Consider the following 14,404-nt stretch of genomic DNA (forward strand, 5'->3'; position numbering starts at 1 on the left):
TCTGGTGCGCCCGGAGGGATTCGAACCCCCGACCTAGGGCTTAGGAAGCCCCCGCTCTATCCTGCTGAGCTACGGGCGCCCACGCCCTTGGGATTTTAGCACCCCTTGGAGGCCATGGCAACCGCCCCCGGTCCGGTATAGTCTTTCGCGGGGGATGAGGGGCGTTCCATAAGTCCCCCTTTATGCACGAATGCCCCAGGCTTCCTTGCGCTCGCGCTTTGGGGAGCCTACCCTGGAGGGAACATGACCAAGACCCAGGACCTCACCGCCCTATCCGTGAACGCCATCCGCTTCCTGGCCATAGATGCCGTGGAAAAGGCCAAAAGCGGCCATCCGGGTATGCCCATGGCCATGGCCCCCTTGGCCTACCTCCTCTTCCGGGAGGTGATGCGGCATAACCCCCTGGACCCCGCCTGGCCCAACCGGGACCGGTTCGTCCTTTCCGCCGGCCACGGGTCCATGCTCCTTTACGCCGCCCTCCACCTCACGGGGTACGACCTCCCCCTGGAGGAGCTTAAGCGCTTCCGCCAGTGGGGCTCCAAGACCCCGGGCCACCCCGAGCGGGGCCACACTCCTGGGGTGGAGGTGACCACGGGGCCCCTGGGCCAGGGGATTGCCACGGCGGTGGGCCTGGCTCTGGCGGAAAAGAAGCTTGCCGCCGAGTTCAACCGCCCGGGCCATCCCGTGGTGGACCACTACACCTACGTCCTGGCCTCGGACGGGGACCTGATGGAGGGGGTTTCGGGGGAGGCGAGCTCCTTGGCAGGGCAGTGGGGGCTTTCCAAGCTCATCGTCTTCTGGGACGATAACCGCATCTCCATAGACGGCCCCACGGACCTGGCCTTTAAGGAGGACGTCCTCCTGCGTTACCGCGCCTACGGCTGGCAGACCCTCAGGGTGGAGGACGCCAACGACCTCAACGCCCTCCGCCACGCTCTAAGGCTCGCCCAACTGGACGAGCGCCCCACCCTCATCGCCGTGCGGAGCCATATCGGCTACGGCTCGCCCAAGCAGGACTCCCACAAGGCCCATGGGGAGCCCTTGGGCCCGGAGGCGGTGGAGGCCACCCGCAAGAACCTGGGCTGGCCCTACCCGCCCTTCGTGGTGCCCGAGGAGGTCTACCAGCACATGGACATGCGCGCCCAGGGCAAGGCCTGGCAGGAGGCGTGGGAACGCGCCTTAGAGGCCTACGCCCGGGCGTACCCGGACCTGTACCAAGAGCTTCTCCGCCGCCTCCAAGGGGAGCTTCCCCCGTTGCCGGAGGAGCCCCCTACCTTTGACAAACCCCTGGCCACCCGGGCGGCGAGCGGCAAGGTCCTGGACCTCCTCGCTCCCCGCATGCCCGAACTCCTGGGGGGTAGCGCCGACCTTACCCCCTCCAACAACACCAAGGCCGAGGGCATGGAGGACTTCTCCCCGCAAAACCCCACGGGGCGCTACCTGCGCTTTGGGGTGCGGGAGCACGGGATGGGGGCCATCCTGAACGGGCTTAACCTCCACGGGGGCTACCGGGCCTATGGGGGCACCTTTCTGGTCTTTTCCGACTACATGCGCCCCGCCATCCGCCTCGCCGCCCTCATGGAAACCCCCACGGTGTTCGTCTTCACCCACGACTCCATCGCCTTAGGGGAGGACGGGCCCACCCACCAGCCCATAGAGCACCTGATGAGCCTTAGGGCCATGCCGGGGCTTTGGGTGGTCCGTCCCGCCGACGCCTACGAGACCTTTTACGCCTGGCAGGTGGCCCTGAAAAGGAAGGAGGGCCCCACCGCCTTGGTCCTCACCCGCCAGGCGGTGCCCCTCCTTTCCCCCGAGAAGGCCAAGGGGCTTTTGCGGGGCGGGTACGTCCTGGAAGACGCCGAGAAGCCCCAAGGGGTGCTTTTGGCCACGGGGAGCGAGGTCCACCTGGCCTTGAAGGCGAGGGACCTTCTGAGGGAGCAGGGCGTTGGGGTGCGGGTGGTGAGCCTGCCTTGCCTGGAGCTCTTTGAGGCCCAGCCCGAGGCGTACCGCAGGGCGGTCCTGCCCCCGGGCCTCCCCGTGGTGGCGGTGGAGGCGGGGGCCTCCTTGGGTTGGGAGCGGTACGCCCACAAGGTGGTGGGCCTGGACCGCTTCGGGGCCAGCGCCCCTTACCCCGAGGTCTACGAGCGCCTGGGCTTTACGCCAGAGCGGGTGGCGGAAGCCCTTCTAGAGCTGGTGTAATCACACGAGCTTCTCCCTCCTAGGTGAAGGGTGTCCTCGAGGCTATCCTTTCTCCATGGAGGGGTTTTATCGCTTTTTCCCCCGCGCGGAGGCAGTGATTTACCTCTTTGCGGGGGTATTGGTCGTTTTGGGTGCAGCCTACCTTTTGGCCGCAGCGGTGGTGGAGGGGGTTGCGCTTCTCCTGGGTGGTGAAGGGGGCAAGCTGGCTGTTTTTCTTTTGGACCGCGTTCTCCTCGCCCTAATGATGGCGGAAATCCTTTACACCCTGGTGCGTTTTGCCAAGGAAGGTCAACTTCAGGTGGAACCCTTCCTTATCATCGGGGTGATTGCGGGGGTACGGCGCATCTTGGTGGTGACTGCCGAGGGGCTCCAGAAGTTTCCCTTTTCCCTGGACCATCCAGGTTTTCAGGCGGTTTTGGCGGAGCTCCTCTTGCTTTCGCTAATGATTTTGGCTTTGGCCTTGGCGTACCGTTGGGTGCGTCGCTGAGGAGGGGGTATAGTTTTTTCGTGCGCTTCGCCGTTTCTATTCTCACAGCCGATTTCGGTAGGTTGAAGGAGGTCGTCCAGGAGGCGGAGAGGGCTGGGGTGGACTGGATACACCTGGACGTGATGGACGGGGTTTTCGTCCCCAACCTCACCTTTGGCCCCCTTGTGGTGGAGGCGGTGCGCCGGGCGACCTCCTTGCCCTTGGATGTGCACCTTATGATCGTGAACCCCGAGCGCTACCTCGAGGACTTCGCCCAGGCGGGGGCGGACCACATCACCGTCCACGTGGAGGCCACCTACCACCCCCACCGGGCGGTGGAGCGCATCAAGGAACTGGGCAAGAAGGCCGGGCTCGCCATCAACCCCGGAACCCCCCTCGAGGCCTTTGAACCCCTTCTCCCCTACCTGGACCTGGCCCTCCTCATGAGCGTGAACCCGGGGTTTGGCGGGCAGAAGTATATCCCCACCTCCACCGAGCGGCTTAGAAGGCTCAAGGCCCTTAGGGATAGGCTGAACCCCGCCTGCCTCCTCGAGGTGGACGGAGGGGTGAACCCAAAGACCGTGGGGGAGGTGTACCAGGCAGGTGCCGACGTGGCGGTGGCGGGGAGCGCCCTCTTCAACGAAAGGCCTGTGGCGGACAACCTGCGGGTTTTGCGCGAGGCTTTGAAATAAGCTTGGGCCCCGCCCTTGGGCGGGGCCTTTTGGTCGGGGAGGCCGGATTTGAACCGACGACCACACGCACCCCAAGCGTGTGCGCTACCAGGCTGCGCTACTCCCCGGCGCGCAAGGGTTAGTGTAGTACCCGAGGCAGGGAGCGTCAAGAGGTGGGCGCATCCAGGGGTTGAGAGAAGGGGTTGGTTCACTGGCATTCCTAAAAACTCTAGGCGGGCTAGGGGAGGGGCTGATCGGGGGATTTTAGTTCAAGGTGCTCCGGGCGGGCTTCTGGTAGACTGGGCTCCTAAGTAGGGCAGCTTTACAGGCGGATGTTGGGCATATAGAGGAGGGGAGGGGCATAGGAGGCGGACATGAGGGAAGCGGTGATCCTCGAGGCGGTGCGCACCCCCATCGGCAAGCGGAACGGGGCCCTTAGGGAGTGGCGGCCCGATGCCCTGTACGCCGAGGTCCTGAACGCCCTCCTGGCGCGAAGCGGCCTGGACCCCACCCGGGTGGAGGACGTGGTCACGGGGTGCGTGACCCAGGCGGGGGAACAGGGGGCCAACGTGGGGCGGCTTGGGGTGCTCCTTTCCCGCCTGCCCAAGGAGGTGCCGGCGGTGACCCTCAACCGCATGTGCGGCTCAAGCCAGCAGGCGGTGCACTTCGCCGCCCAGGCCATCGCCGCCGGGGACCTGGACTTCGCCATCGCCGGTGGGGTGGAGAGCATGACCCGGGCCCCCATGTTCTCGGACATCGGGGGCGGCTTCCACACGCTAAACCCCGCCCTTTTCCAGAAGTATGCGCTCATCCACCAAGGGGAAAGCGCCGAGCGCATCGCCCGGCTTTACGGGTTTTCCCGGCGGGACCTGGATGAGTGGAGCCTCCTCTCCCACCGCCGGGCGCAAAGGGCCACGGAGGAGGGCCGCTTCCTTGGGCAGCTGGTCCCCCTCACCGGCCTGGACCCCGAGGGAAAGCCTTTTCTCCTAGATCGGGACGAGGGCATCCGCCCGGACACGAGCCTGGAGAAGCTCTTAGCCCTCAAGCCCGCCTTCCTGGAAGATGGCCTCATCACCGCTGGCAATAGCAGCCAGATCTCCGACGGGGCGGCGGCCCTCCTCCTGGGGGAAAAGGAAAGGGCCCAGGCCTTGGGCCTTAGGCCCCGGGCCCGCTTCCTCGCCCGGGTGGTGGTGGCGGGGGACCCCACCCTGCAACTTTTGGAGATCCTCCCCGCCACCCGGAAGGCCCTGGAGCGGGCGGGGCTTTCCCTCCGTGACCTGGACGTGATAGAGGTGAACGAGGCCTTCGCCAGCGTGGTCCTGGCCTTTCTCAAGGAGTTCAACCCGGACCCCGAGAGGGTGAACCCCAACGGGGGGGCCATCGCCTTGGGCCACCCCCTGGGGGCCACGGGGGCTATCCTCATGACCAAGCTCCTCCACGAGCTGGAGAGGCGGGACGGGGAACTCGGCCTCCAGGTGATGTGCATCGGCCACGGCCAGGCCACGGCCACGGTGATCCAGAGGCTTTAGGAGGCGGGTATGGAGCGGAGCGCCTTGGTGACGGGTGGGGCCTCGGGGCTTGGGCGGGCCGCCGCCTTGGCCCTGAGGGCGAGGGGCTACCGGGTGGTGGTCCTGGACCTCAAGCGGGGGGAGGAGGACCTCCTCTATGTGGAAGGGGACGTGCGGGAGGAGGCGGACGTGGCGAGGGCGGTGGCCCTGGCGGGGGAGGGCGGGCCCCTTTTCGCCGTGGTGAACGCCGCGGGCATCGGCCTTGCCCAGAAGATCCTGGGCCGGGAGGGCCCCCATGACCTCGAGGCCTTCCGGAAGGTGCTGGAGGTGAACCTGGTGGGCACCTTCAACGTCCTCCGCCTGGCGGCCTGGGCCATGCGGGAGAACCCGCCCGACGGGGAGGGGCAACGGGGCGTCATCGTAAACACCGCCAGCGTGGCCGCCTACGAGGGGCAGATCGGCCAGGCGGCCTACGCCGCCAGCAAGGGGGGCGTGGTGGCCCTCACCCTGCCCGCCGCCCGGGAGCTCGCCGAATGGGGCATCCGGGTGGTGGCCATCGCCCCGGGCCTCTTTGACACCCCCCTCCTTCAGGGCCTTCCCGAGAAGGCCAAGGCCTCCTTGGCGGAGCAGGTGCCCTTCCCAAGGCGCCTGGGGCGCCCGGAGGAGTACGCCCTTCTGGTCCTCCACATCCTGGAAAACCCCATGCTGAATGGGGAGGTGGTCCGGTTGGATGGCGCCTTGCGCATGGCCCCCCGGTAAGGTCCTGGACCTCACCCGCCTCCTGCCGGGGCCTTTGGCGGGAAAGCTCCTCCTAGACCTGGGCTTCCCCGTGGTCAAGGTGGAGCCCCCGGGGGGCGACCCCTTGCGGGCCCTGGCCCCCGAGGCCTACCGCTTCCTGAATGGGGGGAAGGAGGTGCGGGTCCTGGACCTGAAGGCCGCGGAGGGACGGGAGGCGCTCCTTGCCCTGGCGGCGGAGGCGGCCATCCTCTTAGAGTCCAACCGCCCCGGGGCGATGGAGCGGCTCGGCCTGGGCCCGGAGGTCCTCCTCAAGCGGAACCCACGCTTGGTCTACGCCCGGCTTCGCGGCTACCCGGAAGGCGAAGATCCCGGGCACGACCTCACCTATCTGGCGGAGGCGGGGCTTTTGGGCCGCTTTCCCTGGCGGGCCTTCCAGTTCGCCGACCTGGCCGGGGCCTACGCCCTGGCCCTCGCCGCCCTCAAGGGGCTTCTCCTGGGGGGCGGGGTGTACGAGGTGGCCCTCTCCGAGGCGGTGCGGGCCGTGGCCTACCCGCCCATCCCCTTCCTGGACGGCTCGGTCCTCTGCTACGGCGTCTACCCCGCCCAAGGGGGCGAGGTGGCCCTGGCCGCCCTGGAGCCCCACCTTTGGGCGCGCTTTTGCGAAAAGGCAGGGCTTCCGGAGCTCTTGGGCATGGCCTTTTCCCCCGCTACCCCGGAAAACCCGGCTTATCGGAAGCTTTTGGACTTTTTCCGGGAGAAGTCCCCTGAGGCCTGGGAGGCCTGGGCCAGGGCGGAGGGGCTTCCCTTGCGGGCGGTGCGGGGCTAAACCCACCAGGCGAGGGGCCTCTTGGGGAAGGCCTTGGGGGCTACCCTCTCCCCTTTGGGGTAACGCTCTTCCAAGTAATGGGGGAAGGCGAAGACCTCCAGGACCTCCTCCACCAGGTTCACGATCCAGATTTCCGGCACCCCTGCCTTCTGGTAGAGGGGAAGCTTCAGGGTGCGGTCTTGGACCAAGGTGGTGTCGGCGATTTCCACCACCAAGAGGGCATCCTTGGCGGTAGGGGGGCGGCGGTCGTAGCGGTCTTCGGGGGGCATCAGGAGCAGGAGATCGGGTTCGGGTTCCGACACCTCGGAGAGTTGCAGGGGTATTTGGGAAACCACCAAGGCTTCCTCGCCGAAGGTTTCGCTGAAGACCTTGGTCAGGTGAATAAGGTAACGGATGTGCTTTTTCCCCATGGGCGACACGGCGTAAACCTCCCCCTCCAGAAGTTCCACCCGTTCGGGAAGCGCCCCCGCCTCGTAGGCTTTGTGGTAGGCCTCTAGCGTGAAGCGGTGTTTGACCATCTCCTTGAGTATACTCGGGGCCGTGCTGGCCCTTTACCAAGCGGCGCGGGAGGAGGGGCTTCGCCCTGCCCTTTTGGAGTCCTTGGGTTTCCGCACCCCTTTCGCCCGCCTCTCCCTCCTGGGCGTAAGGCCCCGGCACCGCCTCGAGGTCCTGGAGGGCCGGCTTTACCTGGACGGGAAGCGGGTGGGGGAGGCCCTGGACCTCTTCGGCTACCTGGAAAGGGGTTTGGGGAAGGGGTTTTTCCCCGCTTGGGTGGGCTTTTTCGCCTACGAGTTCGCCCGCCACCTGGGCCTGCCCGCCCACGACCCCTTGCCTGGCCTCCCCGAGGCGGCCTTCTTCTACTACCCCGAGGGGTACGCCCTTTTGGAGGGGCGGCTTGTGGAGCGCCCCTCTTTCCCCTTACGCCCCTCTCCTTACACCCCGCCGCCCTTGCCCCACCACCCCCTGGTCTCGGACTTCCCCAAGGCGGCTTTCCTTAAGGGGGTGGCGGAGGTGCAGGAAAGGATCCGGGCCGGGGTGGTCTACCAGGTGAACCTTTCCCACCGCTTCCGCCTCTTGGGCCCCGTGGACCCCCTCCTCCTCTACGCCCGACTCCGGGCCCTGAACCCTTCCCCTTTCATGGGCCTTCTGGAGGGGGAAGGGTGGGCCGTGGTCTCGGGGAGCCCGGAACGGCTATTCCAGAAGGTGGGAGGCCGCCTCCTCGCCCGGCCCATCGCCGGCACGCGGCCTAGGGGAAGGACGGAAGCGGAGGACCTGGCCTTGGAGGCGGAGCTTTTGGCCTCGCCCAAGGAGCGGGCCGAGCACGCCATGCTGGTGGACCTCCTGCGCAACGACCTGGCCCGGGTGGCCCTGCCGGGGACGGTGAGGGTGCGGGAGCTTTTCACCGTGGAGCGCTACGCCCACGTGATGCACCTGGTTTCCGAGGTGGAGGGGTACACCCGCGCCCCCTTGGGGGAGGTCTTCCGAAGCCTCTTCCCCGGGGGCACCATCACCGGGGCCCCCAAGGGCACGGTGATGGAGGCCATCCGGGACCTGGAGCCCGTGCCCCGGGGGGCCTACACGGGAAGCCTGGGCTACGTTTCGGGCCGGGGGGCGGACTTCAACATCCTCATCCGCTCCTTCCAAAGGGTGGGGGAAGAGGTCCTCTTTTCCGCCGGGGCGGGCATCGTCATCGCCTCGGACCCCGAAAGGGAGTACGAGGAAACCCTCCACAAGGCGCAAAGCCTCCTCCTGGCCCTGGAGCGGGGGAAGCCGGGGAAAGCCCCTAGGCCCCCTAAGCCCCAGGCCGCCTGGAGCCCTCCCCCTCCTCCCCGGCGGCTTCGGGCCCGGGTGCTCTTTTTGGAAAACCGGGATTCCTTTAGCTACAACCTGGTGGACTACCTCTCGGCCCTGGGGGCGGAGGTCCACGTGGTGGACCAGGAGGAGGCCCCCTGCCTTTCGGGCTTCACCCACCTGGTGGTGGGCCCGGGGCCCAAGGACCCCTATACGGCGGGCCAGGTCCTGGCGTGGACGGAAAGGGCTTTGGCGGAGGGTATTCCCTTCCTCGGGGTCTGCCTCGGCCACCAGGCCCTGGGGGTGGTCCTGGGGGCGGAGCTTTACCGGGAGGCCCCGGTGCACGGGGAGGCCCACGCCGTTTTCCATACTGGGGAAGCCCTCTTTCAGGGCTTCCCCAACCCCTTGCCCTTCGCCCGCTACCACTCCTTGGCCCTCAGGCGCCTTCCCCCCCGCCTCCGCCTCCTCGCCTGGACGGAAGACGGCGTGCCCATGGCCCTTTGGGACGGGAGGAGGGCCTTTGGCGTCCAGTTCCATCCGGAGAGCATCCTCTCCCCTTGGGGGATGGAGCTTTTGGCGCGTTTCTTGGAGGTGGGATGAGGCTTTTAAACGGCGAACCCTTCACCGGCCCCTTGCCCGAGGCCTTCTTCTACCACGGGGCGAGCGTCTTCACCACCCTGCGGGTGGAGGGGGGTGTGCCCCTGTGGCTGGAGGCGCACCTCTCCCGCCTCCGCCGCCACGCCTCGGCCTTGGGGCTCCCCTACCCGGGCGACGAGGCCTTCCTCCAGGATCTTGAGGAGCTCCTTGCGGCGTTTCCCCAAACGCCCTGCCTCCGGGTGCGCCTGACCCTGGGGGAGGGGGTGCGGCTGGCCGAGGCCCGGCCCTTTGCCCCTCTGCCCCCAAGCCTCTACCGGGAAGGGGTGAAGGTGGTCCTCACCCCCTACCGCGTCCACCCCGACCTCGCCCGCTACAAGACGGGGAACTACCTCCCCTACCGCCTGGCCCAGGCCTGGGCGGCGGCGCAGGGGGCCTTGGAAGGCCTCCTCTTGGACGCCTGGGGGCACGTGGTGGACGGAAGCCGCACGAGCCCCCTCCTCTTCCGCGAGGGCACGCTTTACGTGCTGGAAGGGGGTCTCGAGGGCATCACCCGGGAGAAGGTGGCCGAGAAGGCGAGGGAGCTAGGCTTTCGGGTGGTGCGGGCCTACCTTCGGCCAGGGGAGCTTTTGGGCACCCTTCTCCTTGCGGGAAGCGGGGTGGGCCTTTTGCCCGCAGGGAAGCCCGAGGAGGCCCTTCTCCCCCTGGTGGAGGCGTTTCTTCCCGCCTGCTATACTAAATAGCGGTACCGCCAGCCCAAGGCCTTGGGCTGGTGCCCCTTTTTACCCGGAGGGATGCGCATGAAGAAGCCGGTTTACCTCACTCCCGAAGGTTTTAGGCGCCTTCAGGAGGAGCTACACCACCTGAAGACCACCAAGCGGCAGGAGATTTCCGCCGACTTTGAGCAGGCCCTCGAGGAGGGCGACCTTAGGGAGAACGCCGGGTACGACGAGGCCCGCAGGGCCATGTGGCAGAACGAGGCCCGCATCGCCCAGCTGGAAGACCTTCTGGCCCGGGCGGTGGTGGTGGAGAATGGCTCCTACGACCAGGTGGCCCTCGGCTGCCAGGTGGAGCTGGAAACCGAGGCGGGGGAGAGGCTTTCCCTGGCCATCGTGGGGAGCCACGAGGCGGACATCTTCAGCGGGAAGATCTCCGACGAATCCCCCCTGGGCCAGGCCCTTTTGGGCAAGAAGGTGGGGGACGTGGTGGAGATCCGGGGCAAGAAGGGCGCCCAGGTCTACACCATCCTGGAGATCAAGCCCCTATAGGAGGTCCGCGCTCCTCAGGGGGCCGAGGGTTTCCTCCGCGTGGTGCTTGAGCGCCAGGAGAAGCCTCTCCAAGGGGGCTTCTTCCAGGTAGGTTAGGGCTTCCCCCCCGGGGAGGTGGAGGATGGCCCTTAGGGCCTCCACCCCCTTTTCCCCCAGGTACACCCCCTCCTCGGCCAGGCGCCCCTCCTTCAGGTGGAGCCCGGGGCCCAGGAGGTGAGGGGCAAGCCCCCCTGCCTTCACCACCCGCCACCCCGCCCAGACCAGGGGCAGGAGGGGGTTTTCGTGCTTGGCGATGCCCCTTAGCCCGGAGACGAAAAGGGGGTAGACCTTGGGGGCGGCCTCCGGGGAGGCCAAGCGGTAGGCGAGCTCGGCTAGAAAAGAGGCGTAGAGGTAACGGCGGGGTTCTTCCAGGCCAAAAAGCTTTCCCAAAAGCTCCGCCTGGGTCAGGGTGGGGAGGCCTTCCTTTTTGGCATAGACCTGGAAGCGCACGTGGTGGAAGAGGGAGAGCCGCCCCGAGCGCCCCGTGGGCCTGAGGCCCTTCTTGGCGATGGCCTCGAGGCTCCCCTTGGGCGTGACGAAGCGGAGGAGGAGGTCCCCTTGGGGCAGGGCTTTGCGGCCCACCACCACGCCCTCTTCCAACCGGTAGCGTTCCACCTTTCCAGTGTATGCTTAGGGCATGGAACGGAGCCTGCGGGACATCCTGGAGTGGGTGGTTTTGGGCCTTTTGGTGGTGGTGGGGGTCCTCCTCGCCCTCTGGGTGGGGGGGTGGGTCTTCTCCTTCCTGGGCAAGGTCTTGTTGGCGCTTTCGGGGCTCATCTGGACGCTCCTCGTCTACGCCATCCCCCTTCTCATTCTGGCGGGGATCGGTTACGCCGTGGTCTACTTCTTGCAGAAGCGAAGCGCCGCCTGACCCCTTGACACCGGGAGGGCAAGGCCTTCCTTCTCCCCCCAACCCACGGCTACATCAAGGTAGGTTAGACCTCAAAGACCGCATGGGGGCCATATAATGCCCCCATGCGGGTTTTATTCATCGGGGACGTGATGGCGGAACCGGGCCTGCGGGCGGTGAGCCTCCACCTGCCCGATATCCGCCACCGGTACGACCTGGTCATCGCCAACGGGGAGAACGCCGCCAAGGGAAAAGGCCTAGACAAGCGCGCCTACCGCCTTTTGCGGGAGGCGGGGGTAGACCTCGTTTCCTTGGGGAACCACGCCTGGGACCACAAGGAGGTCTACGAGCTTTTGGAAAGGGAGCCCGTGGTGCGGGCCCTCAACTACCCTCCGGGCACCCCTGGGCGGGGGTGGTGGCGGCTTGAGGTGAACGGGGAAAGCCTCCTCTTCGTTCAGGTCATGGGCCGGGTCTTCATGGACCCCCTGGACGACCCCTTCCGCGCCCTGGACGCCCTTTTGCGGGAGGAGAAGGCGGACTATGTCCTTGTGGAGGTGCACGCCGAGGCCACCAGCGAGAAGATGGCCCTGGCCCACTACCTGGATGGCCGGGTGTCCGCCGTCCTCGGCACCCACACCCACGTCCCTACCCTGGACGCCATGCGGCTTCCCAAGGGGACGCTTTACCAGACCGACGTGGGGATGACCGGCACCTACCAGTCCATCATCGGGGGGGAGATAGAAACCTTCCTGGCCCGCTTCCTCACCGGCCGCCCCCAGCCTTTCCGCGCCGCCCAGGGCAAGGCGCGCCTCCACGCCGCGGAGCTCGTCTTGGAAGGCGGCAAGCCCGTTTCCCTAAGCCCCTACGTCTGGGAGGAGCCGTGAACGACCCCTTTGAGCTCCTAAAGGCCGAGGTGGACCTCCTGGGCCGCCTCCTTGGGGAGGCGATAAGGAAGGTTTCCGGGGAGCGCTTCTTCGCCTTGGTGGAGGAGGTGCGCCTCCTTTCCAAGGCCAGGCGCCAAGGGGACAGGGCTGCGGCCGAGGCCCTTTCCCGGCGGGTGGAGCGCATGCCCGTGGAGGAGATGGAGGCTTTGGTGCGGGCTTTCACCCACTACTTCCACCTGGTGAACCTGGCGGAGGAACGCCACCGGGTGCGGGTGAACCGCCTGAGGGCGGAAGGGGAGACCTTGGAAAACCCTAGGCCCGAGGGCTTTTTGGCCCTGGCCAAGGCCCTGAAGGAGCGGGGCCTCTCCCTGGAGGAGGCGGAGGCCCACCTGAACCGGCTGGAGCTCCTCCTCACCTTCACCGCCCACCCCACGGAAACCCGCCGCCGCACCCTCCGGCACCACTTGGAAAGGCTTCAGGAGGAGTTGGAAGGAGGGGACCGGGAGCGCCTTCTGGCCCGGGTTGTCCTCCTCTACGCCACGGAGGAGGTGCGCAAGGCGCGACCCAGCGTGGAGGACGAGATCAAGGGAGGGCTTTACTACCTGCCCACCACCCTGTGGCGGGCCATTCCCAAGGTGGTGGCGGGCCTCGAGGCTGCCCTAGAACGGGTCTACGGCAAGCGCCCCCGGCTCAAGAGCCCCGTGCGCTTCCGTAGCTGGATAGGTGGGGACCGGGACGGGAACCCCTTCGTCACCCCCGAGGTCACCGCCTTCGCCAGCCGCTACGCCCGGGAGGTGGCCAAGGGGCGGTACCTGGAGGAGTTGGAGGCCTTGGTGCGGGACCTCTCCCTTTCCGAGGCCCGCATTCCCGTGCCCAAGGAGGTGCGGGAAGGGGGGGAAGGGGTGGAGCGCTTTCCCGGGGAGCCTTACCGCCGCTACTTCGCCGCCCTTTACCGGGCCTTGGAAGGGGAGGCCCTTTCCACCGAAGGGCTTTCCCGGGCCCTAAGGGTGGCGGAAAAGGGCCTGGAGGGGGTGGGGCTTACCCAGGTGGTGCAGGCCTTTTTGCAGCCCTTGGAGGCGCGGCTTTCCGCCTTCGGTCTGGAGCTTGCCCCCTTGGACCTGAGGGAGGAGTCGGGCAAGCTCCTGGAGGCCGCCGCAGAGCTTCTCCGCCTGGGCGGGGTCCACCCGGACTTCCTGGCCCTCTCCCCGGAGGAAAAGGAAGCCCTCCTCACCCAAGAGCTCCAAACCGCCCGCCCCCTTCTGCCCGTGGGGGAGGCGCCGCAAGGCGAGGCGCTAAGGGTGGCCCTGGGGGCCCTTCGGGCCTGGGGGGACAAGGGGGCCCACGTGGTTTCCATGACCCACCACCCCGCCGACCTCCTCGCCGTCTTCCTCCTGGCCCGGGAGGTGGGGCTTTACCGCCCCGGGAAACCCCTCCCCTTTGACGTGGTCCCCCTCTTTGAAACCCTGGAGGACCTGGAGCGGGCTCCTGAGGTCTTAAGGCGCCTCTTGGCCAACCCCGTCTTCCGGGCCCACGCCCAGGCGAGGGGCGGGGTGGAGGTGATGATCGGCTACTCCGACTCCAACAAGGACGCCGGGTTTCTCATGGCCAACCTGGCCCTCTACCAGGCCCAGGAGGCCCTCCACGCCGTGGGGGAAGCGGAAGGGATCCCCGTCTTCTTCTTCCACGGGCGGGGCACCTCCACCGCCCGGGGCGGGGGGCCGGCGGGGCGGGCCATCGCGGGCCTCCCGCCCAAGAGCGTGGGCCACCGCCTGCGCCTCACGGAGCAGGGGGAGGCCTTGGCGGACCGCTACGCCCACCCGGACCTGGCCGTGCGGCACCTGGAGCAACTCCTTTACCACTTCGCCCAGGCCGCCTTGGGGGACGGGGTGGAGCCCAAGGCCCATTGGCGGGAGGCGCTTTGGGAGGCGGGGGAGAGGAGCATGGAGCGCTACCGGGCCCTCCTCTCCCAGGAGGGGTTTTTCCCCTTCTTTGAGGCCTTTACCCCCATTCGCGAGATCGGCGAACTCCCCATCGCCAGCCGGCCCGTCTACCGCCACGGCCGGGTGCGGGACATCCGGGACCTCCGGGCCATCCCCTGGGTCATGGCCTGGACCCAGGTGCGCCTTCTCCTGCCGGGTTGGTACGGGCTCTCCGCCTTGGAGGCCTTACCCCTTTCCCTGCTCCAGGAGATGTACCGGGAGTGGCCCTTCTTCGCCACCACCTTGGAAAGCGCCGCCATGGCCTTGGCCAAGGCGGACTTGGGCATCGCCGAGCTTTACCTCAGGCTGGTGCCCGAGGGGCTCCAGGGCTTGTACCACCACCTGGCGGAGGAGTACCGCAAAACCGTGGCGCTCCTGGAGGCCATCTTTGAGGCCCCCCTCCTCCACAACCAGAAGACCCTGGACAGGCAGATCGGCCTCAGGAACCCCTATGTGGACCCCATCAACTTCGTGCAGGTGGAGCTCCTTGCCCGCTACCGGGCCCCCGGGGGCCGGGAGGACGATGCCCTTAGGCGGGCGCTTCTCCTTTCCCTCCTCGGGGTGGCGGCGGGGCTTAGAAACGCCGGCTAG

General features: G+C 67.4%; 14 protein-coding genes and 2 tRNA genes. 12 read left to right on the top strand and 4 right to left on the bottom strand.

The genetic code is table 11. The features are described 5' to 3' along the window. Positions 1–2: 2 nt before the first annotated feature. Positions 3–79 (bottom strand) — tRNA-Arg (locus LXN00_RS00340). Between the two features lie 164 nt (positions 80–243). Here LXN00_RS00340 and tkt point away from each other — a divergent pair. The 3 genes from tkt to rpe are packed head-to-tail and all read left to right on the top strand — an operon-like array spanning position 244 to position 3,357. Continuing rightward, positions 244–2,199 (top strand): transketolase, encoded by a 1,956-nt coding sequence (tkt, locus tag LXN00_RS00345; RefSeq protein WP_234503088.1) that lies wholly within the window; start codon positions 244–246, stop codon positions 2,197–2,199. A 55-nt stretch (positions 2,200–2,254) separates the two neighbouring features. After that, entirely contained in the window at positions 2,255–2,686 is a 432-nt protein-coding gene (locus LXN00_RS00350; protein WP_234503090.1) for a phosphate-starvation-inducible PsiE family protein, read from the top strand. Between the two features lie 20 nt (positions 2,687–2,706). Next, positions 2,707–3,357, top strand: coding sequence for a ribulose-phosphate 3-epimerase (rpe, locus tag LXN00_RS00355; protein ID WP_234503093.1), 651 nt, complete (start codon positions 2,707–2,709; stop codon positions 3,355–3,357). A gap of 30 nt (positions 3,358–3,387) precedes the next feature. Here rpe and LXN00_RS00360 read toward each other — a convergent pair. Beyond that, positions 3,388–3,464: transfer RNA gene (locus LXN00_RS00360), tRNA-Pro, on the bottom strand. A gap of 246 nt (positions 3,465–3,710) precedes the next feature. On the opposite strand from LXN00_RS00360, the gene LXN00_RS00365 reads away from it, so the two are divergent. The 3 genes from LXN00_RS00365 to LXN00_RS00375 are packed head-to-tail and all read left to right on the top strand — an operon-like array spanning position 3,711 to position 6,408. After that, entirely contained in the window at positions 3,711–4,865 is a 1,155-nt protein-coding gene (locus LXN00_RS00365; protein WP_234503096.1) for a thiolase family protein, read from the top strand. A 9-nt stretch (positions 4,866–4,874) separates the two neighbouring features. Then, positions 4,875–5,603, top strand: coding sequence for an SDR family NAD(P)-dependent oxidoreductase (locus tag LXN00_RS00370; RefSeq protein ID WP_234503099.1), 729 nt, complete (start codon positions 4,875–4,877; stop codon positions 5,601–5,603). Continuing rightward, complete coding sequence (locus LXN00_RS00375; protein WP_234503102.1) at positions 5,575–6,408, top strand: CoA transferase; 834 nt, start codon at positions 5,575–5,577, stop codon at positions 6,406–6,408. Before LXN00_RS00370 ends, LXN00_RS00375 begins: the two co-directional genes overlap by 29 nt. Here the strand turns inward: LXN00_RS00375 and LXN00_RS00380 are convergent. After that, a complete protein-coding gene (locus tag LXN00_RS00380) occupies positions 6,405–6,926 on the bottom strand; it encodes a Uma2 family endonuclease (RefSeq protein WP_234503105.1) in 522 nt (173 codons plus the stop codon). The two genes, LXN00_RS00375 and LXN00_RS00380, sit on opposite strands and share 4 nt — an antisense overlap. 22 nt (positions 6,927–6,948) lie before the next feature. Between LXN00_RS00380 and LXN00_RS00385 the strand changes: the two genes are divergently transcribed. From LXN00_RS00385 to greA, 3 genes are read left to right on the top strand one after another with little or no spacing between them, the layout of a single operon-like run. After that, positions 6,949–8,799, top strand: coding sequence for a chorismate-binding protein (locus LXN00_RS00385; RefSeq protein WP_234503108.1), 1,851 nt, complete (start codon positions 6,949–6,951; stop codon positions 8,797–8,799). Continuing rightward, positions 8,796–9,536 carry an aminotransferase class IV gene (locus tag LXN00_RS00390; RefSeq protein ID WP_234503112.1) on the top strand — a complete coding sequence of 247 codons (741 nt, stop codon included), beginning with the start codon at positions 8,796–8,798 and terminating at the stop codon, positions 9,534–9,536. Before LXN00_RS00385 ends, LXN00_RS00390 begins: the two co-directional genes overlap by 4 nt. 57 nt (positions 9,537–9,593) lie before the next feature. Continuing rightward, positions 9,594–10,061 (top strand): transcription elongation factor GreA, encoded by a 468-nt coding sequence (greA, locus tag LXN00_RS00395; RefSeq protein ID WP_234503114.1) that lies wholly within the window; start codon positions 9,594–9,596, stop codon positions 10,059–10,061. On the opposite strand, the gene recO is transcribed toward greA, so the two are convergent. Beyond that, the gene (gene recO / locus LXN00_RS00400) at positions 10,056–10,715 is read right to left on the bottom strand and encodes a DNA repair protein RecO (protein ID WP_234503117.1); all 660 of its coding nucleotides are present in this window, start codon (positions 10,713–10,715) and stop codon (positions 10,056–10,058) included. The two genes, greA and recO, sit on opposite strands and share 6 nt — an antisense overlap. A 22-nt stretch (positions 10,716–10,737) precedes the next feature. Between recO and LXN00_RS00405 the strand changes: the two genes are divergently transcribed. The 3 genes from LXN00_RS00405 to LXN00_RS00415 all read left to right on the top strand — a co-directional run bounded on the left by LXN00_RS00405 (position 10,738) and on the right by LXN00_RS00415 (position 14,404). After that, positions 10,738–10,971: a hypothetical protein gene (locus LXN00_RS00405; RefSeq protein ID WP_234503120.1), complete on the top strand. Its 234-nt coding sequence runs from the start codon at positions 10,738–10,740 to the stop codon at positions 10,969–10,971. Positions 10,972–11,075: 104 nt separating this feature from the next. Next, entirely contained in the window at positions 11,076–11,834 is a 759-nt protein-coding gene (locus LXN00_RS00410) for a TIGR00282 family metallophosphoesterase (RefSeq protein ID WP_234503123.1), read from the top strand. After that, positions 11,831–14,404, top strand: coding sequence for a phosphoenolpyruvate carboxylase (locus LXN00_RS00415; RefSeq protein WP_234503127.1), 2,574 nt, complete (start codon positions 11,831–11,833; stop codon positions 14,402–14,404). Before LXN00_RS00410 ends, LXN00_RS00415 begins: the two co-directional genes overlap by 4 nt.

The sequence above is a fragment of the Thermus brockianus genome (assembly GCF_021462505.1).
GTDB lineage: Bacteria > Deinococcota > Deinococci > Deinococcales > Thermaceae > Thermus > Thermus hydrothermalis.

What these genes read in the sequence shown, in the direction of transcription:
- LXN00_RS00410 (WP_234503123.1), top strand. Translation starts at nt 11,076, where the DNA reads ATGCGGGTTTTATTCATCGGGGACGTGATGGCGGAACCGGGCCTGCGG.
- LXN00_RS00390 (WP_234503112.1), top strand. Translation starts at nt 8,796, where the DNA reads ATGAGGCTTTTAAACGGCGAACCCTTCACCGGCCCCTTGCCCGAGGCC.
- LXN00_RS00370 (WP_234503099.1), top strand. Translation starts at nt 4,875, where the DNA reads ATGGAGCGGAGCGCCTTGGTGACGGGTGGGGCCTCGGGGCTTGGGCGG.
- greA (WP_234503114.1), top strand. Translation starts at nt 9,594, where the DNA reads ATGAAGAAGCCGGTTTACCTCACTCCCGAAGGTTTTAGGCGCCTTCAG.
- LXN00_RS00365 (WP_234503096.1), top strand. Translation starts at nt 3,711, where the DNA reads ATGAGGGAAGCGGTGATCCTCGAGGCGGTGCGCACCCCCATCGGCAAG.
- LXN00_RS00375 (WP_234503102.1), top strand. Translation starts at nt 5,575, where the DNA reads ATGGCGCCTTGCGCATGGCCCCCCGGTAAGGTCCTGGACCTCACCCGC.
- tkt (WP_234503088.1), top strand. Translation starts at nt 244, where the DNA reads ATGACCAAGACCCAGGACCTCACCGCCCTATCCGTGAACGCCATCCGC.
- LXN00_RS00380 (WP_234503105.1), bottom strand. Translation starts at nt 6,926, where the DNA reads ATGGTCAAACACCGCTTCACGCTAGAGGCCTACCACAAAGCCTACGAG.
- LXN00_RS00350 (WP_234503090.1), top strand. Translation starts at nt 2,255, where the DNA reads ATGGAGGGGTTTTATCGCTTTTTCCCCCGCGCGGAGGCAGTGATTTAC.
- LXN00_RS00405 (WP_234503120.1), top strand. Translation starts at nt 10,738, where the DNA reads ATGGAACGGAGCCTGCGGGACATCCTGGAGTGGGTGGTTTTGGGCCTT.